Origin of the sequence: Microtetraspora malaysiensis, assembly GCF_050947145.1 — a bacterium.
Taxonomy (GTDB): domain Bacteria; phylum Actinomycetota; class Actinomycetes; order Streptosporangiales; family Streptosporangiaceae; genus Microtetraspora_A; species Microtetraspora_A malaysiensis.
In genome coordinates this window covers 60,814-77,174 of record NZ_CP191999.1, presented here as the reverse complement: position 1 = coordinate 77,174, position 16,361 = coordinate 60,814, and the positions used below count along the sequence as shown (strand labels likewise).

Below are 16,361 nucleotides of genomic sequence, written 5' to 3'. Positions count from 1 at the left end.
GACGGGTTCGCCTGCGGGCTGGTGGCAGATGCAGGGGTCTTCCGTGCATGTGCAGTCGGTCACACCGGCTCCCGGAGGCTGTGCAGGCTGAGGTGGGCCCGCTCAAGGGCCTTCTCCAGCGCGTCCGTGGTCACGTTGAGCCGGTCGGCGACCAGGCCGATGTCGATGTGGTCGTGCTCGGTGATGAGCCGGTCGGTGCGGATCACCCATTGGGCGTCCTCGACGATTCCGGCGCCCTTCCGCAGAGGCTTGTGGCCCTTGAGACTGCCCCGCTCACGCAGTCGCGCTTCGCATGGCTTGCAGCGCCGGTCCGGGCCCGAGGATCCTCGCTCGCATCCCTTGGTCGAGCAGCGGACAGCGGACCAGTTCGGCTTGGCGGACGGGTCGTCGATCGACCCGTCCTCCCAGGCCAGCGCCGGAGCCCAGCCCTTGCGAGCGGCGTTCATGCGGGCCTTGACCGCTGAGATCCGCTCACCCTTGGTGGTCTCGGGCGGCTGCTGGTCCCAAAGCATCTTGTAGAGGCGGGTGACCGCGCGGACGAATCCCGCGTAGACGCAGTCGTCGCCGCGGGTGATCCGCGCGAGGTGGCTGGGGTCCACGTCGAGAAGCTTGTCGAGGACTTTCGTTGACCACCCGGCAACAACGAGCGCCTGCAGGCGTCGGCGTGTGCCGGTGCCGTCGATCGGTGTCCCGTCGAGGATGTCGTCGGGGGCCGGCCAGAACGCGAGAACGGCTTGGCCGGTCTTGGTCGGGATCTCCTCGGGCGGGGGGAAGCCCGCGTCGGGCTTGCCGTACATGAGCCATGACAGGTTGATCCCGATGAGATGGCCCAACCTCTTCACCCCGATGCCGGTCTCGTCCCGGATCTTTTTGACGTGGTCACGCACCGGTTGGGCGGGCATCCTCGGCTGCCAGGTGCCTTCGGCTATGGCCTTCTTCCTCTTGTACTCGTAGACCTTCTTCGACTTCAGGCAGTGGGCGCAGTAGCAGCCCCACACCGGCCGCTCGCGGCCCTCGTGTCCAGGAATGCCAGGCTTTGCGCTCACCAGGTCACCTCCGGCCAGCCCTTCACCCGCTGCAGCACCTCGCGCTGCGCCTTGGGCACGGTGACGATCGGATGCCCCGCCCATTCGCAGCCCATGGCGCGCATCCACCAGCCGTCGCACTCGTCCTCGGTGGGGAACACCAGGCCGGCCCGAGACAGTGCGGCCGTCGCCATCTGGCTCTTGGTGGCGCCGCTATTGCCGGTGGCGTACATCTTCACGTGCATGATGTTGACCAGCGCGATCGGCACGCCCTCCCGATAGCAGGCGAGGCGGATCAGGCCGCCGATCTCCGCGAGGCGGTGGATGGGGTTGCCCTTGATGCCGTTGGCGTAGTCCTCGATGACGATGAGGTGCGGCCGGTGCACGGCGAGCAGTGCGCGGAACGCCTTATCGACGTGGTCCATGCGGTTCAGGTCGTCGGCCAGTGTGCGAACCTTGCCGGACGCCTTCGGCGCTGTGATCGCCGTGGTGGTGTCGTCGGGCAGCGCGACGCCGGACTGCTCGGCGGCCAGGTCAAGGCCCATGATGCGGGGAAGGGTCACTTCCACTCCTTCGGGGTTCGGACGGTCTTGTGTAGGTCGTGGTCGGTCCAGAAGTCCGAGAACATCGCCAGCTCGGCGGCGACCTGCTCGGCGGGGCGTCGGGCGCGGTGGTCCCGGTTACGCCTCTCGCGGCGTCGCTCGGCGTGGTACCAGCGGCAGACGAGGAGGAACGCCCCGGCGGTGGCCAGCACTGTGATCAGGCCGATCACCGCCAGGGCGTCCCAGATGGTGCTGATCACTCGACGTGGCCCGCAGGCTGCTGCTGGTCGAGCTGGGCGCGGAGCTGGTTCTTCTCCTCGACGGTGGCCATCAGGTCGCGTTCTGCGTTGGCCGCCCGCTCAGCGAGGCTCTCGTTCTCGGCGTTGAGGCGGGCGACCAGCGCCTCGGCCGCGGCGTAGTGCTCGTTCGCAACGGCGTTGCGGCGGGCCCAGTAGTTGCGTTCGGCCTCGGCGCCGATGATGACACTGATCGCGCCTACCGCCGCGGTCAGCTCGAAGGCGGCGACGACGGTCCACCAGTCGCCGAAGAAGACGAACGCGGCGAGGGTGAGGCCGATGACCCCGATGGCGGTGACTTTCAGCCACCGCGGCACGGTGGACCAGTACGGCCGTGACGGCTCGGCCTGGGGGCTGGTCATGAAGCGACCTCGCTCTCGATCTCAAGGATGTTCGGGTAGGACGAGGTGATCTGGATGCGCCAGCCGTTGACCTTCACCCGGTAGGTGCGGCCGACCGTGAGGGCGCCGTAGATGTCGGAGCTGTTGAACTTGCCCGACAGCCAGGCGTCAGAGTTCTGGTAGACGCCCTGGTCGGTCCAGATGAGGTACTTGCAGTCGGAGCGGCCGGAGCAGACCCGTTCCTTGCTCTGCACGGTGATGGTTTCGGTGTGGGTGGTCGTCGTCTTGGCCAGCCCGATGATCACGGCGATGACGACGAGGACGACGATGACGAGGCACCCCGCCAGCAGTTCGTTACGGTCGTTGTTCACTTGCCGTCGCCCCTCGCGCCGGTGAGGGCGGCGTCGACCCGGGCCTGCTGGCCAGCCGGGACCTTCCCGTGCATGACGCTGGCGATGAGCTGGGTGGCGGGTCGGCCCGCGAACCGTTCGCCTTCGCTGGCCTTGTCCGCGGCGAGGATGACCGCCATGTCGCCGTCCAGGCCAACGCCGTGCTCGTACAGCGCGGCGTCGAGCTGGGCGACGGTGGGGATCTCGCACGGGCTGTCGCCGATCGCCCACACCTCGATCTCGCCTTCCTCGGGGTCGAGGTCGGTCGCCGACGCGAAGAAGGAGTCGAGCGGGGCGTCCCAGCCGACCGTGATTTCACGGCCGGCCGGGAAGCCGGGCGGGTTGGGGATGACGTAGCGGCTCACTGTTCAGCCTTCCTTGTCGAGGGGGTGGCGGGGTGACGCGGTCAGTGGCTGTCCCTCGCGCGGACGCGGAGGATGTCCGTGCCGGAGTCCGTGAAAGCTGCGATCTCCCACGCGGCGACGTAGCCGGGGTAGATGGCTGCGAGACTGGCCCGGTCCGGCGTGCTCGCGGAGGCGATGGCCTTGAGCAGGTGGTGGACGAACAGGCTGGAGGCATATCCGCCGTTCCGGCTGGCGAGGACGTCGGCGGCGATCTGCGGGGTGATGTGCGGGTCGATCATCTGGAACTCCTGGTGTGGCGGTGGCGGTGGGCGCGAGCCGGACGGCTCGCGCCCGTAGGAGTCGGGTCAGGTGGCGGCGTGCTCGCGGGACATCTCGTCGGCGACGAGGTTGTTCAGCGCGGCGACGATGGAGGCCCGCCAGGCGCGGTTCTCCTGGGCGATGCGGTCGGACACGGCCAGCGCGTCGAGGAGGCCCTGCTTGTCGGTGAGCGCGGCCGGGAGGCGGCGGTTCCCGATGGCCAGGACCGATTCCTTGTTGGTCTGCCGGTGCTCGATCGTGTTCGGGGTGACGTCGTCGTACTCGACGGTGATCGTCTTCACGACGCCACCGACTGCCGCTCGGCGTCGGCGGCGGCGGCGATCGCCGCGTCCCACGCCGCGACCTTGCCGTTGCAGTCCTCCAGCAGCCCGGCGACGTCGGCGAGCTCCTGTTCGGTCAGGTCCTTCGGGCCGGTGATGGTCCGGCCGAGCAGCGTGGACAGGTCCCGCAGCCGGTCCTCGCCCGACAGCCGCTGGTCGAGCCTGTCGAACAGGGCGCCGATCCGCTGCTCCAGGTTGGCGCGGGTGCGGGCCTGGTTGACCTTGAGCTGGTTCAGGTGCGCGATGACCCGGTCGGCCTCGCTGCTGGTCAGTTCCTTGGTGGACTCGACGCGGCGGCGCAGGAACCTGGCGATCCACTCGAAGCGGGCCTCGTCGTTGAGCGCGGTCGACCCGCGCCCGGTGTGCGGCGTGATCCCGCACTCCGACATCAGGATGTTGACCTGGCGGAGCTGCTTGTCGTTGGCGTCCGGGAGGACCTCGCCTTCGACGATGTCCTCGTTGTCGGCGGCCGCGGCGGCGCGCTGCTGCCGGGCGGCCTGCATGAGCGCTTCGGCCCGCTCGGACGCCTTGCGCGGCTCGTCCGCGATCGGCCCCGCCGCGCCCTCGTCACCGAGGCGGGAAAGGACCGGCCCCACCTTGAGGAACGATTCGAGCTGGGCGACCGTGGCCTTCTTCATCGTGGTGCCGGTCGCCTCACCGAACGCGGCATGGAGTTCGGTGATGGTGCCCGGCCACGCGGTCATGATCTGCTGCCGCAGCCGGTCGGTGTCGGTGGTGCTCGCGGGCGGCTGCGGGGCCGCCGCCGGCGCGGGCTGCGCGGGTGCTGCCTGCTTCGGAGCGGCCGGTGCGGGCTGCGGTTCAGGGGCAGCGTCGGCCGGGGGCTTGGCGAGCGACGCGACGCGGGCCTTCGCCGCCTCCTCGACCTCCTGCGCCCTGCCCTTCCAGGCGGGATCCAGCTTGACGGTCTGCCAGATGGCGACCACGTCATCGCGGGTCGTGGCCGCCGCGATCATCGCGAGGTAGTCCGTCGCGGGCGCCGCCTCGATCGCCTTCCGGTCACCGCCGCCGGCGCGGGCCAGCTCGGCGCGGCGCGCGACCTCGCCCGACATCAGCTCGTCGAACCCGATGCCCTCGATGGTGAGGCCGGGCACCATGTAGGTTGCGACCTTGACCTTCCGGTCCTTCTCATCGAAGAACGACCCGGTGCGCTCGGCCAGGTACAGCCAGGCGTCCACGTACGTGCCCGCGTGCGCGAGAAACTCGGCCGCGTTCGGCAGCTCCGCCGCGGCGTTGCCGCCCTTGCTGTCGAGCCGCCACAGGCCGAGGCTGGGCACCTCCTTGAGGAACACGCCGAGCCGCGTGTACGGCTTGCAGAGCCGGTCCTTGATGTCGCGGTCAGCGCCGCACAGGCACGGCCCGACGAACGGAGCCTGCATCGCCACGCCGGTGCAGCGGCGGAGGCACAGCTTCGACTCCCAGTGCTCCATGTTCTGCGACAGCCCGTTGGGCGGCACGATCACGGGGATGCGCTTCGCGTTGGTGATGACCTCGAACTGTGGGCCCTGCGGGGACTTCCACGGCTTCACCTGACCGCCGTACAGCTCGGCGACGCCCCGGATCATCTCCTCGGACGGCGAGGTGAACCGGAACGTCTCGATCTTGCTCGGGTACTCCTTGCCGTTCTGGCTGGTCTTCTTGATGCCGAGGCGGATTCGGCCGTCCTGCCAGTGGCGGCGCTGAAGGACGGAGGGGTCGATGGGCATCAGGCGGCTTCCCTTCTCGTGGCGGTGGGGGGCTGGATGGGCTTGCAGCCGCGCAACTCCAGGCCGTGGACGTAGCGGGCGAGCGGCAGCAGCCCGCGGAACGCCTCGAACGCGGCGGCGTCCGCGGGGACGGGGATGAACCCGTAGGTGTCGGTGCGGAGGTTGAGGATCGCGGCGCCGACGAACTCGGGGACGGTGAACTCGTGGCTGTCGTCGTGGCCCTGCGCGTCGCCGAACCTGCACTCCGGCGGACAGACCAGCGCGACCGTGGCGTTGCGGAGCGCGGCGAGCTGCATGACGAAGTCGTCGTACATGGCCGACGCCGGTTTGGTCTGGCTGGTTTTGATGTCGATGAGCCACAGCCCGGACGGGGTGGGCAACGGGTCGGCGGGCACCTTGCGCGGCTTGTACTTCGGGATCAGCGGCGAGGTGTCGGCGTCGAACCGCAGCTTGACCCAGATGTCGGAGGTGCCGCCGTAGCCGAGTTCGCGGTTCAGGACGGTGCATTCGGCCGCGATGATGTCGCGGCGGGTGATGCCGTAGTCGGCGAGGAACTTCCGGTAGGAGTCCACGAACGGCTCGGCCTCGGGGTCGGGGGCGATCGGCGCGCCGAGGTTGATGGCTTCGGCCTGGTGGTGGACGCGGGAGCCGAGCTCGGCCTTCTTGTCCCACGCCTGCCGGTACTGGCCCTTGGCCAGCTTCACGAACTCGACCAGGTCGTCGGGGTCGGCGGCCGCGCGGAGCGCTGCCGGGAGGTTGTCCATCATCCACTCGGCGGTGACCTTCGCCGCGGCGGGGGCGAGAGCGTCGATGGCGTGCTGGTCGAGCGTGTTCGTGACCGAGATCAGCATTTCGCCGCTGACGGGGTCGCAGTAGTAACGGCCCTTGTCGGTGGCGACGGCGTGCTGCGGGTCGTATTGGTCGTCGCGCTCGCTCACCAGCCGCTCCCGTCGTAGTCGGCCTGCTCGCGCCGGTACTCGGATTCGGTGAGCGGGTCCAGGGCCGGCCCGCTGCGCCACGGGACTCGGGGGGTGGTGGCGCGGGGGTATGGGTGGCGGCTGGTGTTGTCGGTGCGGAGATTGCCGAGGTAGTCGGTGATTTCGTCGTCCGTTGGGATATCGGTCAGGGACACTGCTTCTCCGTTCGTGGTCGTGGCGGGTCAGTCGTGGATAGCGGTAGCGCTATCGGCGGGGATATAGCGGGCGTAGAGCCGGATGACTCTCCGGCCGTTGCGCGTTACGGTGCGGGTCGTGACGGCGAACGCGCCGTCTGTGGCGGTGAACCCGCGGCCGCCGCGCTGGATGGCGCGGTGTAGGTTGGCGGCTTTTCTGCGGCCGTCTTCGGCGGGGTGCTCCAGGATGACGGCCCATCGGCCTGGGGCTTGGCGGAGCTGGTTAGCGATGTCCGCGTAGTCGCCTCTGCGGTAGGCGGATCGCGGCTTGGGGTCTTCCCAGCGGAGTTCATGGACGGGCATGGCGCTCGTTTCGTGCGGGGGTTGTGCGTCGGGTGTCGGATTGTTTTTGCAGGTCAACGCGTGATCGAAACGCGTACCGACATAACCGACATTAGCGCACTGTGACGCACAATTCAACGTCAGATGCGTCTAGACGCGTCACAGACCACTTGTCAGGTGCATTGAGATGCAAAGCTACTGACAGTCAGTGACGCATCACGTAGACATAGGTACGACATGACGCACTTGTTGATACCGTTGCGCCGATACAGCGCCACACATCGCCACGAAAGGACACGGGACGCCGTGACCAAGCCCGACAAGACCGCAGCCCCGCTGCCTGTCGCCGCACTCCTAACCGACCGCCGAGAGCACCCAGGACCCCTGCGCAGACGCATCTCCGTCCGCGCAGCCTCCAAGCGCGCCGAACAACTCTCCGGCGAAAGCTTCTCCGAGCCGACCTGGCGGCGGATCGAAAGCGGCGAAAGGCGACCCGACGACCGGGAAATCGTCCTCATGGCCGCAGCAATCAACGACCTCGCGATGGCAAGCGTCGTCACCCCGGACGACTTGCAGAAAGCAGGCTGCGAAATAGCCGCTGACCTGCTCCGTGAATGGATTCGCAACCGCACCAAGGCCGACCCCGCGTTGGCCGACATCGTCGACCTCACACCCGAATCGGTACAGCAGGCCCTACAAGGAATGCTCGCCGAAATCCGCTCGCTCCACGTCAGCCAGTCAGACCGAGACGAGATGGAGAAAGTCCTCCTGTCCCAGATCCGCTCAACGCTCGATGGCTACAGGGCTCAGGTTCGTATCCTGCGGGGCCGATGAACGGTCAGTTCGTCCAGTTACGCGCCGCGTAGCCGCCGAGCTGGAACAGCGTCGTGACCCCAGCTCTCCGCTTCAGATCCTCCACGCGCCGGTCCACCGTCCGCTTATGGACCCGCAGCGCTGCGGCAATCCGCTCCACGTTCACGCCCCGTGACAGCATCTCCACAATCAGCCTCTCGTCGGCGTCCAGCTCACTCCGGCCCACTTCAGTGAACCAACCGGGGTCCGTCTGGAGCGGCATGGCGCGTTCCCATTCGGCCTCGAAGACCGCGACGAGGAAATCCAACAACGTGCCGGGATGCACGAGCAGCATCTGACTGCCGTCGTGATGGCCCCGCGGGTAGCGCGGCGTCATCGCCACCATCCGATCACCGATGAGCAGCTTGTGAGGCAGCCGCTCGGCCAGACGAATCTCGCAGCCTCGGCCCGCTGAATGCGCCAGGCCGGCCACCGCCACGGCGTTGTCGAACACTTCCCGCTCGTACACGATCCGGCACTTGGCTGGATGGTCCTCATCAGCGTCGGCGGACATCGCAGGCCCGTCCGGGTCGCTGAGTGCAATGAACGGGTGGGTGACGAGCTGCATCACCTCTTGCCGTGCGGTCGCGTGGATCTCCTCGAACTGCCATTGGATGCGTGTGAGGCTCGACAGGACCTCAACGGGGTGGCTGTCGCGGTACAGCTCGTCCAGCTCCTCCACGGCGGCATGGAGTGCGCGGAACCGGGTTTCGCTGTGGAGCAGGTCGCGCTGGAGCGCCGCCGATGGGCGGCGCGCCACGGGCGGGTCGCTGTGGATCAGGCCTCGTGACCGTAACTCGCGCAGGTCAAGCTCGGCGTCTTCTCCGAACAGCGCGGTGAGGTCGTCGCGGCTGGTGTATCCACTTAAGAGCAGGTGCCGGTACAGGAGTTCCTGTTTGTCGCTGAGACCGAGCACCTGTCGCATGTTTCGTATCTCCCATGTCCTGACAACGCGGTGATCATGTCAGCATTTCAGGCTGTCGATCAAATGGCGCTCCAGGTCTTCCATCGTCTGTGCGTGACGCCGACCGAGCTCCGCTACGAGTTTCTTGTCGCGGCGCTGACGGTGGTGTCCGACGAGCAAATAGGCAGTGATCGGCAGTGGAACGGTGCAAGTCCAGAGCACTAGAAGGGCGACGTTGTCCCAGGCCATCGCCCCCTTGTTGTCGGGTGAGACGAATAAAGCGATGGCTGTCGCGGCCCAGCCGACGCTCGCGATCAGCCAGGCTCGGCGTTCCCAGCGGATCATGGCTCCTCCAAGGTGTGTGCGTGCGGCGTGGTCACATTCCGCCTGTGTGGCGGGTCGTCTCAGCGTCAGTCGTCGGGGTCGGGCTCGGCTCTGGCGTCGGGGTCGGGCTCGGCTGTGGAGTGGGGTTGGTGCATCGCCGGTGGTAACTGTGGCGGTGCCGTACGGGGTTGACAGTGGGCGCAGGGGCCGGCGTCGTGCCGTCACTGACCGTCTCGACCGCTGGGGGAGGTGCGTCAGTGTCGGCGTAGGAGGCGGTGGCCGAGGTCACGGCCAGGAGGAGAGCAGCCGCAGGCGCCAGCAGCGACTTATGCAGGATCTTCATGGTCACTCCAGGGGGTGGGGCAGGACGCGGGGAGCGACTGACAGATCGTGTTGACTGTCAGGGCTGGATGTCACGCGCGGTGACCATGAAAGTGGTATTCGCGCCGCTTGTCTACGTTCCGCTACGCCGTATTTTCGACATGTCACTTATTCGACAAAGTACGGCGGACAAAAGCATGCCCGAGGAGTTGACGCCGTCTGCGGGTGCATTCCTAAGGGGAGGCTTGGAACGATAACGATCTAGCGTCACCCAAGGCTGCGGGCATGTCGGGAGAATCTCCCAACTGACATGGTGGGAACGTAAGCACGCAAATCCAATGCAGGAAAGGCACCATGAGACGAACTATGGTCGCCATACTCATGCTGACCTTCGCGGCAGGGACAGCAGCGTACGTCGCGCTCCAGGCCGAACTCATCGGGCCACCCACCGATCACGGTGACCTGGTGGTTACCGCGCCGGTCTGCCTCATCGTGGCGATCGCGGCCGCTGCCGCGGTCCGCCGGCGGCGAGCCCCAACCAGCTCGTCCTACACGCTGGGGTTCACCGAGCACAGGCAACGCTGACGCGAAGACGCAGAACCGCCCCGGGCACCTACGCCCGGGGCGGTTCTGCGTTCCATTCCGGCAGGTCGAACATGCCCGCCACCATCCCCCGCTTGAACGCCCACCACTCCGCAGGCGTGTACGCGAGCACCGGGCCCTTGCCGTCGTCCTTCGTGTCGCACACCAGGACATCACCGGTCAGCATGTCCCGGCGGACCGCCACGCAACTCCCGGACTCCGACGCCGTACGCCAGTTCTCGGTCAGCACTCGATGTCTCTCCTGATCGCAGCAATCAGCTCGACAGACTCGCCGGAGGAGAGCGCGGAGTCAGCGATGTGAGCGAACCGCGCCGTGAACTCCTCCACCTGCGGGCCTTGATCGATTATGCCGCCCACTCCCGACTCCAGGAACAATATCTCCGGCATGGAGGCCACGTTGAGGAGCAAGAACCCGGTGGACAGTCCAGCGTGTGCACTGGCTGACTGGGGCAGAACCCGGATCTGGATATTCGGCCGAGAGACGGCATCAGCGAGCGCGTCAAGCTGCCCGGCCATTACCTGCGGGCCGCCGACGAGGTGACGTAGCGCGGCCTCCCCGATGACGGCCTCAACGATGACCGGGTCCTCGCAGTCGGTGACCCACTGTCGTGCGATGCGAGCGCGTGCCCGCATCGTGATCAGGAGGTCGTCTTCCCACGGGTAGTGGGATCGCAGGACTGCCTGCGCGTACTCCATGGTCTGCAACTGTCCGGGGACGAGCTGCGGCTGCCAGTAGCGGATGCGCCGGGCTTCGGTCTCCAAGGACACGAACTCGCCGAGGCCGTCGAGCCCGTACTTGTACGGCTGCCACCACGGCGTCGCGTACGCCTGCTTGGCCAACCGGCCGAAGCCGAGCCGGGTTTCCTTGTCCGCCTCGTAGACATCGAGCAGCCGAGAGAGGTCGCCGAGACCGATGCGGGTCTCACCGGTCTCGAGCTTGCCGACGCGTGACCGGCTCCAGCCGACGCGCTGCGCGACCTGGTCGAGGGTCAAGCCTTGCTGTACCCGCAGGCCGCGCAGGAGACGGCCGAGTTGCCGTCTGCGCAGGGGCGGGCTGATGCGCTCTCGCATGGGGTGCATCGCGGTGTGTGGCTCAGGCCGCGGGCCACTTGTCGCGTGCGGCGACGAAGGTGCCGATCTTGGGGACGGTGTAGGCCCACCCCCGCTCACGCAGGAGCTCCATCGCCCCTCGGATGGATTTCTTCGACGTGCCGAGCCGCTCGACCAGCTCGTTCTCGGACGGCAAGGCCTCGTCGGGCTGGTAGACGCCGCGGCGGATCTCCTCGGCCAGGCTCGCCGCGAACTGCTCAGCCGGCCGGGCCTCACGGATCTGCGGCGCGTCCTCGGGGCCGACGAAGGAGCCTTCGGGCCGGCGGGTGTAGATCGTGCCGTCTTCGCGGAGGATCTCAAGCGCACGGCGGACGGTGTCTCGCGACGCCTGGTGGCGGTCGCAGAGTTCCTGTTCGGTGGGGAGCTTCTGTCCGGGCCGGAGGTTACCGCTGTCGATGTCGCCCTTGATGGCGTCGACGATCAACGCGTAGATCGGCACGGGGGTGCGAGGTCTGGTGCGGGGCATGCCCGCAGCGTAATACATTTCGGATACCTCTGCATACATTCAGAACTCAAGAACTGTCGGGTGGGTATGACGAAGCCCCGGCACCGTCAGCGCCGGGGCTTCGCAACGTGATGCAGACACGTACCGGCGAGACTACGCTCCGCCGCTACCCGCGGGCTGCGTCGCTGCGCGACCGTTACCGAACTGATCACGGTGAGACATGCCCACCGCTGCGGCGCCATACCGCTCTCCCGTGGCGTAGGCGATCAGCTCTGCCTCGAAGCCGTCAGCGGCGTCGCGCCAGGACCGATGCGGGCCGGGCGGGATGGACACCCGCCTGCGGCTGATCAGAATCGGGTACACGTCCGACACGAGCTGGTCCGGAGTGGGCAGGACACTCTTCCCGAACACCTTCGCGCGGTCGAGGACATCGAGCGGATCGCGGCCGGGGACCGCGGTGCCGTACGCCCAGCCCAGCTCCTCGTTCCAGGCGAGCACCAGATCGGCCGGTGCGCCGTCGGGGCTTCCGAGCCGCACCACGCCGTGGCGGGGCCAGCCGGACGCGGTCTGTGTGGAGTGGACCTTGATCCCCGACTCGGCGAGCGCTTCAGCGCAGGTCATCATGTACGGCTCGTGCGCGTCGGTGATGCTCGTGCTCATCATTTTCTCCAGGTGAGAGGTGGTGCCGCCCCGCCCGGGGTGGGCGGGGCGGCGGATTGCGTTTCCGCTATCGGCAGTCAGAACGGAAGGTCACCGGTAGTAGCCCTGTCCCTTGTCGCCGCCGTAGATGCGGACCCGGTACTCCTCCTCGGGCGTGAGGAGGTGCGCGGGCAGCGTCTCGACGCCGTCGCGGCGGGCCTTCCAGATGCGGTGCCAGCCGTCGATGACGAGGTTCCCGCAGTCCGCGAAGGGCGCGAGGATCAGGGGCTTGGTGAGGTCCACGGTGGCGGCGTAGGCCTCGTCGATGCGGACGAAGAACAGGGGCCCGGCCTCGTCGACGCGGATGTGGTCGGGTTCGCGGCCTTGGACGATGTCCTCCGCCAGGTTGATGTTCCAGGCGTAGAAGCCGAAGCGGAACACCTCGCGCATGCGCGGGGCTCGCTCGGCCGGCTGGGCGGTCACGCGTCTTCCTCGTCGATGGCGGCCTGCAGGGAGCGGATGAGACTCCGGGCCTGCCCCTTGGTGATCTCCGTGAGGCTGCTTTCGAGGGTGCGGCCGCCGGGCAGCGGCAGGATCTCGATGATGTCGGTGCCGTCTGTGTGGAGGACGGCGACGGGTGATCCGGCGACGGTGTATTCGTACGGGTCGGTGGTGGGGGTTTCCATGGGGTCCTTCCGTGTGGCGGTGTGTCGACAGCGGAACCGCTGTTGACGGTTCTTTGCGGTGATCATCGAATAGCTAAGTGATCATTCTGATAATACCACAATTGGAGATATGAGCATACATTGCGGATATCAGAATTCGATATCGACGCAACGCGACAAACCGACAATGAGACAAGACAAAAGAAACGCCGTAACGTGGAACCCCACGCCACAGCACGACACCCGCCCCGGAGAACACCGCCACCATGCCCAGAGCACACGAGACCCGCCGGACGACGCCACCACCGCAGCCCCTATTTCTCGAAGCAGACCCCGAGTCGTCAGCCTCCCCGACAGCCAAGACCGGCTCGCCGGAAGCGGAACCGCAATCACCGCGGCGACAGCCCGCCGGAATCCGATCACGCAAACCCGTCTGGACCACCCTCAAGCCCACCATCGCCCACCTCCTCGCCGACGTCGACGCCCGGCTCACCACCGCCTGCGACCAAACCGGCAACGGCGTCCAGTGGACGTTCGAGGCGGCGATCAACGGCTACTGCGACGTGCTGGTCCCGCCCATCCCGGCGGAGATGCCGGAAGACAGCGACCTGCAAGTGCCCCGCGACCCGAACCCGGGCCTGCCCGGCACACCAAAGAACGAGGACACCCGGAAGACCGTCGTCCGACTCAAACCGAACACCCGCGCCCGGCTCGTGGCTGGCTGCAAGCAGGAACAGCTCGGCGGGAAGGACTTCATCAACGACGCCCTGTCCGCCTATTTCGACCGGCTCGGCATCCCGAATTACGAGTGATCCCAGGCGGGTATGCTTGCGCCGGACCTGTGATGAGGCCAACAGAAAGGCCGCCACCCCCTGCGGTGGCGGCCTTTCTGCGTGCTCGCACCAAGAGCCATCTCTAGGATGTCCCCTGCGTCATGTCGTTTTGTCGGCGTGGCGTACTCATCACAGGAGGACCAATGCACGCCACACCACACATCGCGCCCCCGCCAACGGGCGACGAACTCCCCGAATGGCTCCAGCCGCGAGTCCCCGCCAGCTTCAAACCCATCACCACGCCAGCCCGGTTCTGCTGCATCATGCAGAAGGGCGGATCCGGGAAGTCCACCACCGCGGTCTGCCTCGCCTGCGAACTCGCACTCAAGGGGCTCCGCGTCCGCGTCTGGGACGTCGACGCCCAGCTCGGCGGCACCACACACTGGCTCACCCCGCAGCTCGACGACGGCGCCGACCACGAGCCCGCGAACCTGCTCCACCTCTTCAAGGGCGAAGCATCCCCCGACGAGGTGACCTACCCGACTCGCGTCCCGAACCTGTACGTCGTGCCGTCGTACACCTCGCTCAAGCAGGTCGAGCTCGCGCCGCCGCCCGGCGTCGAGCAGGTCATCGACTGGGCCATCAACAACACCACCGACCCGTACGACGTCGAGATCACCGACTGCGGGCCCGCGCTCGGCCAGCTCTCAGTAGCCGCGCTCGTTGGTGCGCCGAACGTCGTCATCCCGCTCAAGGCGTCCGGGTTCGACCTGAACGCCCTCACCGAGCTGAACCGCACCCTGACCCTGACCAAGCAGCGGCTCGCCCCTCAGCTCAAGATCGCCGCCGTCCTGCTGTCGGAAGTCCTCAAGTCGAACCTCACCAGCGAGGTGTTCGACGCCTTGTGCAACGACTACCCCGACTCCCTCATCATGGGCATCCGGCAGTCCGTCAAAGCCCGTGAGGCGTCTCTGGAGTCGATCCGGCTGCCGCTGCACGAGTACGCGCCCACCGCAACGGTGCGGAAGGACTTCCAGTACCTCGCCGCCCAGCTCGTCGAGGTCCCCACGGCATGAGTAGCAAGACATCAGGGCCGCGCTTCTCCATCGGGTCAACGAAGCCGAGCGCTGGGACGAGCGTCGTTGACGAGCTGATCGGCCGCACACCGCCGCAGGCGCCGCCGATCACCTCGGACGGCGAGATCGTCGGCACCATCGCACCCCCGCGCACCGCCGCGGCCGCGCCGGCCGTTGCCAAATTTGGCAACGACGACACGCCGCCCACGCTGGAGGAGTGCGAGCAGCACATCCGGACCGTCACCACCCAGTGGTTGATCGGCGTCGGCCTGGCCCTGCGCGCGATCCGCGACCACGAGCTGTACAAGCAGGTCGGGTACGACTCGTTCGGCAGCTACCTGCGGCACCGGCTCGACATGGGGGCGCCGCAGGCAAGCCGTCTCATCCAGTCGGTCCCGGTCGTCGAAGCCCTCGAGGGCCGCACCGACCGGGAGATCAAGGAGGGGCAGGCCCGCGTCCTGGTGCCGGTGCTCAAGCACGGCGAGCAGGCCGTACGGGAGGTGTGGGACGCGGCCGCGCACTCCGGGTATCCCTCGGCGAAGTCGCTGGAGCGGGTGGCTCGTGAGAAGGGCTACCTGAACGGCCAGCCGGATCCAGAGTCACCGCAGCCGCCGCCGCCCGGCGGGCCGGCCTCGACGGTCCTGGTCCGCTACCAGAAGGCGCTCACCGCGTTCGAGGACCTGCGCGGGCTGAGCCAGCTCGCGAAGGAGGAGCCGACCGCGGCGCGGCACATCGCGGCGAAGCTGCGTGAGGCGCTGAACGAGCTGGAGGCCGATCTTCCGAAGGACGAGGCGCCGACCGAGGAGTGAAACGACGAAGGGGCGGGAGCCGCACGGCTCCCGCCCCTTCGCATGACTGTATGAACCCCCGGGTCGCCCCGTAGCGGTCATGATCCTAACCGCTCACGGCCGGGCCAGAATCAGTCCCCCGGCTTGGCGTCCGGGTCTACTGCGACCCCCAAGTGCCCGACCGCCGCGTGGTAGCGGCTGGCGGACTCACCAGCACGTTGAAGCAGCGAGCGTAGTTCGGTCAGGTGCACGATGGCGGCCCGCACGTGCTCGTCCGTCGGCTGGCCGTCGTCGGTGTGCAGGATGAACTGCTGGGGCAGCAACTCGACCTGCTCGTCGGCCTGCGAGGCCAGCGAACTCAGGGCATGCAGCGCCTCAGTGAAGTACGAGCCCGCTTGGTACAGGTCGTGCACCGTCACGTCCTGGTCGTAGCGGGCCGCCTCGTGCAGGGCCTCAGCACCAGCCTTGAAGTCATCTACGTTCACCAGGGCGCCTCCCAATTCAGGGGCCGATGAGGTTCCGGATGCGGCGCGCCACGTCAGCGTGCCGGCTGGGGTCGAGCCGTGCGGACGGCTCGTTGTCCATCAGCCATCCGACCGGGATGGTGTTGAACTTGGTGAGGGCGGCGATGCCGACGCCAGGGATCCTCTCGGCGATCTGCGGCGGCGGCGTGGGCCACGGGTCGTCGAGGCGGATCACTGGGACGACTGCGGCGGTGTCGGGGGCTAGCCGCGTCATCGCGGGTGAGCTGATCACCAGGACCGGCTCAGGCCCGTATACGCCTCCTTTGGCGTACCAGATGTCGCCGAACGCTGGGGCGTTACGCCGCATGGTCCGCCTTACCGGTGATGGGTGTGCGGGCCAGTTCTGCGTGGGCTTCCGCCACGAACTGGTCCCATCCGTGGAGCCGCTGGGCCAGTGTCTGCTCCCATTCCTGGGCTCCGCGCTCGGCGTACTCCGTATTCGCGGCTTCGAGGACTCTGGTGACGTAGTCGGACAGTGAGACGTGCTGCTGTTCGGCGATGTCGCGGGCGTCGGCGAGCGCGCCTTCCTCGATGGTGAGGTTTACTCGTGTGGTGGCCATGCCC

The 16,361-nt window shown here is 67.6% G+C and carries 28 protein-coding genes; 5 read left to right on the top strand and 23 right to left on the bottom strand.

Annotated elements, in window-relative coordinates:
* Positions 1-59 precede the first annotated feature (59 nt).
* The 12 genes from ACQP1V_RS43170 to ACQP1V_RS43115 form a co-directional block, all read right to left on the bottom strand.
* Positions 60-1,046 carry a hypothetical protein gene (locus ACQP1V_RS43170; RefSeq protein WP_433426273.1) on the bottom strand — a complete coding sequence of 329 codons (987 nt, stop codon included), beginning with the start codon at positions 1,044-1,046 and terminating at the stop codon, positions 60-62.
* A complete protein-coding gene (locus tag ACQP1V_RS43165; RefSeq protein WP_433426271.1) occupies positions 1,043-1,588 on the bottom strand; it encodes a crossover junction endodeoxyribonuclease RuvC in 546 nt (181 codons plus the stop codon). The genes ACQP1V_RS43170 and ACQP1V_RS43165 overlap by 4 nt, the downstream gene beginning before the upstream one ends.
* Positions 1,585-1,827: a hypothetical protein gene (locus ACQP1V_RS43160; RefSeq protein ID WP_433426269.1), complete on the bottom strand. Its 243-nt coding sequence runs from the start codon at positions 1,825-1,827 to the stop codon at positions 1,585-1,587. The genes ACQP1V_RS43165 and ACQP1V_RS43160 overlap by 4 nt, the downstream gene beginning before the upstream one ends.
* Complete coding sequence (locus ACQP1V_RS43155; RefSeq protein ID WP_433426267.1) at positions 1,824-2,225, bottom strand: hypothetical protein; 402 nt, start codon at positions 2,223-2,225, stop codon at positions 1,824-1,826. Before ACQP1V_RS43155 ends, ACQP1V_RS43160 begins: the two co-directional genes overlap by 4 nt.
* Positions 2,222-2,575 (bottom strand): hypothetical protein, encoded by a 354-nt coding sequence (locus ACQP1V_RS43150; protein WP_433426266.1) that lies wholly within the window; start codon positions 2,573-2,575, stop codon positions 2,222-2,224. Before ACQP1V_RS43150 ends, ACQP1V_RS43155 begins: the two co-directional genes overlap by 4 nt.
* Positions 2,572-2,958, bottom strand: coding sequence for a hypothetical protein (locus ACQP1V_RS43145; RefSeq protein WP_433426264.1), 387 nt, complete (start codon positions 2,956-2,958; stop codon positions 2,572-2,574). The genes ACQP1V_RS43150 and ACQP1V_RS43145 overlap by 4 nt, the downstream gene beginning before the upstream one ends.
* Before the next feature lie 41 nt (positions 2,959-2,999).
* Positions 3,000-3,236: a hypothetical protein gene (locus ACQP1V_RS43140; protein ID WP_433426262.1), complete on the bottom strand. Its 237-nt coding sequence runs from the start codon at positions 3,234-3,236 to the stop codon at positions 3,000-3,002.
* Positions 3,237-3,302: 66 nt separating this feature from the next.
* On the bottom strand, positions 3,303-3,557 hold the full coding sequence (locus ACQP1V_RS43135) for a hypothetical protein (protein WP_433426260.1): 255 nt from the start codon (positions 3,555-3,557) through the stop codon (positions 3,303-3,305).
* Positions 3,554-5,320, bottom strand: a complete 1,767-nt coding sequence (locus tag ACQP1V_RS43130) for a hypothetical protein (protein WP_433426258.1) — start codon at positions 5,318-5,320, stop codon at positions 3,554-3,556. The genes ACQP1V_RS43135 and ACQP1V_RS43130 overlap by 4 nt, the downstream gene beginning before the upstream one ends.
* The gene (locus ACQP1V_RS43125) at positions 5,320-6,258 is read right to left on the bottom strand and encodes a hypothetical protein (RefSeq protein ID WP_433426256.1); all 939 of its coding nucleotides are present in this window, start codon (positions 6,256-6,258) and stop codon (positions 5,320-5,322) included. The genes ACQP1V_RS43130 and ACQP1V_RS43125 overlap by 1 nt, the downstream gene beginning before the upstream one ends.
* The gene (locus ACQP1V_RS43120; RefSeq protein WP_433426254.1) at positions 6,255-6,452 is read right to left on the bottom strand and encodes a hypothetical protein; all 198 of its coding nucleotides are present in this window, start codon (positions 6,450-6,452) and stop codon (positions 6,255-6,257) included. Before ACQP1V_RS43120 ends, ACQP1V_RS43125 begins: the two co-directional genes overlap by 4 nt.
* A gap of 27 nt (positions 6,453-6,479) precedes the next feature.
* The gene (locus ACQP1V_RS43115; protein ID WP_433426253.1) at positions 6,480-6,794 is read right to left on the bottom strand and encodes a hypothetical protein; all 315 of its coding nucleotides are present in this window, start codon (positions 6,792-6,794) and stop codon (positions 6,480-6,482) included.
* Between the two features lie 285 nt (positions 6,795-7,079).
* On the opposite strand from ACQP1V_RS43115, the gene ACQP1V_RS43110 reads away from it, so the two are divergent.
* Positions 7,080-7,607 carry a hypothetical protein gene (locus ACQP1V_RS43110; RefSeq protein ID WP_433426251.1) on the top strand — a complete coding sequence of 176 codons (528 nt, stop codon included), beginning with the start codon at positions 7,080-7,082 and terminating at the stop codon, positions 7,605-7,607.
* 4 nt (positions 7,608-7,611) lie between these two features.
* Here ACQP1V_RS43110 and ACQP1V_RS43105 read toward each other — a convergent pair whose 3' ends face one another.
* Together ACQP1V_RS43105 and ACQP1V_RS43100 are read right to left on the bottom strand one after the other, a co-directional pair.
* Complete coding sequence (locus ACQP1V_RS43105; protein WP_433426249.1) at positions 7,612-8,550, bottom strand: helix-turn-helix transcriptional regulator; 939 nt, start codon at positions 8,548-8,550, stop codon at positions 7,612-7,614.
* A 39-nt stretch (positions 8,551-8,589) separates the two neighbouring features.
* A complete protein-coding gene (locus ACQP1V_RS43100; protein WP_433426247.1) occupies positions 8,590-8,874 on the bottom strand; it encodes a hypothetical protein in 285 nt (94 codons plus the stop codon).
* A gap of 654 nt (positions 8,875-9,528) precedes the next feature.
* On the opposite strand from ACQP1V_RS43100, the gene ACQP1V_RS43095 reads away from it, so the two are divergent.
* Positions 9,529-9,759, top strand: a complete 231-nt coding sequence (locus ACQP1V_RS43095; protein WP_433426246.1) for a hypothetical protein — start codon at positions 9,529-9,531, stop codon at positions 9,757-9,759.
* 28 nt (positions 9,760-9,787) lie between these two features.
* Here ACQP1V_RS43095 and ACQP1V_RS43090 read toward each other — a convergent pair whose 3' ends face one another.
* The 6 genes from ACQP1V_RS43090 to ACQP1V_RS43065 form a co-directional block, all read right to left on the bottom strand.
* A complete protein-coding gene (locus ACQP1V_RS43090) occupies positions 9,788-10,006 on the bottom strand; it encodes a DUF397 domain-containing protein (protein ID WP_433426244.1) in 219 nt (72 codons plus the stop codon).
* Positions 10,000-10,848 (bottom strand): helix-turn-helix domain-containing protein, encoded by an 849-nt coding sequence (locus ACQP1V_RS43085; RefSeq protein ID WP_433426243.1) that lies wholly within the window; start codon positions 10,846-10,848, stop codon positions 10,000-10,002. Before ACQP1V_RS43085 ends, ACQP1V_RS43090 begins: the two co-directional genes overlap by 7 nt.
* A 22-nt stretch (positions 10,849-10,870) precedes the next feature.
* Positions 10,871-11,353: a GntR family transcriptional regulator gene (locus ACQP1V_RS43080; protein ID WP_433426241.1), complete on the bottom strand. Its 483-nt coding sequence runs from the start codon at positions 11,351-11,353 to the stop codon at positions 10,871-10,873.
* A gap of 132 nt (positions 11,354-11,485) precedes the next feature.
* Complete coding sequence (locus ACQP1V_RS43075; RefSeq protein ID WP_433426239.1) at positions 11,486-11,992, bottom strand: DUF6292 family protein; 507 nt, start codon at positions 11,990-11,992, stop codon at positions 11,486-11,488.
* Positions 11,993-12,082: 90 nt separating this feature from the next.
* Positions 12,083-12,454 (bottom strand): hypothetical protein, encoded by a 372-nt coding sequence (locus tag ACQP1V_RS43070; protein ID WP_433426237.1) that lies wholly within the window; start codon positions 12,452-12,454, stop codon positions 12,083-12,085.
* Positions 12,451-12,657, bottom strand: a complete 207-nt coding sequence (locus ACQP1V_RS43065) for a hypothetical protein (RefSeq protein WP_433426235.1) — start codon at positions 12,655-12,657, stop codon at positions 12,451-12,453. Before ACQP1V_RS43065 ends, ACQP1V_RS43070 begins: the two co-directional genes overlap by 4 nt.
* 245 nt (positions 12,658-12,902) lie before the next feature.
* Between ACQP1V_RS43065 and ACQP1V_RS43060 the strand changes: the two genes are divergently transcribed.
* From ACQP1V_RS43060 to ACQP1V_RS43050, 3 genes are all read left to right on the top strand, one after another.
* Complete coding sequence (locus ACQP1V_RS43060; RefSeq protein ID WP_433426234.1) at positions 12,903-13,448, top strand: hypothetical protein; 546 nt, start codon at positions 12,903-12,905, stop codon at positions 13,446-13,448.
* 164 nt (positions 13,449-13,612) lie between these two features.
* Entirely contained in the window at positions 13,613-14,485 is an 873-nt protein-coding gene (locus ACQP1V_RS43055; protein ID WP_433426232.1) for a ParA family protein, read from the top strand.
* The gene (locus ACQP1V_RS43050) at positions 14,482-15,294 is read left to right on the top strand and encodes a hypothetical protein (RefSeq protein WP_433426231.1); all 813 of its coding nucleotides are present in this window, start codon (positions 14,482-14,484) and stop codon (positions 15,292-15,294) included. Before ACQP1V_RS43055 ends, ACQP1V_RS43050 begins: the two co-directional genes overlap by 4 nt.
* A gap of 110 nt (positions 15,295-15,404) precedes the next feature.
* On the opposite strand, the gene ACQP1V_RS43045 is transcribed toward ACQP1V_RS43050, so the two are convergent.
* Genes ACQP1V_RS43045 through ACQP1V_RS43035 form a run of 3 tightly spaced genes read right to left on the bottom strand, consistent with a single transcriptional unit; the run spans position 15,405 to position 16,357 of the window.
* Positions 15,405-15,758, bottom strand: coding sequence for a hypothetical protein (locus ACQP1V_RS43045; protein ID WP_433426229.1), 354 nt, complete (start codon positions 15,756-15,758; stop codon positions 15,405-15,407).
* 16 nt (positions 15,759-15,774) lie between these two features.
* The gene (locus tag ACQP1V_RS43040; RefSeq protein ID WP_433426227.1) at positions 15,775-16,104 is read right to left on the bottom strand and encodes a hypothetical protein; all 330 of its coding nucleotides are present in this window, start codon (positions 16,102-16,104) and stop codon (positions 15,775-15,777) included.
* Positions 16,094-16,357 carry a DUF6364 family protein gene (locus ACQP1V_RS43035; protein WP_433426226.1) on the bottom strand — a complete coding sequence of 88 codons (264 nt, stop codon included), beginning with the start codon at positions 16,355-16,357 and terminating at the stop codon, positions 16,094-16,096. Before ACQP1V_RS43035 ends, ACQP1V_RS43040 begins: the two co-directional genes overlap by 11 nt.
* Positions 16,358-16,361 lie beyond the last annotated feature (4 nt).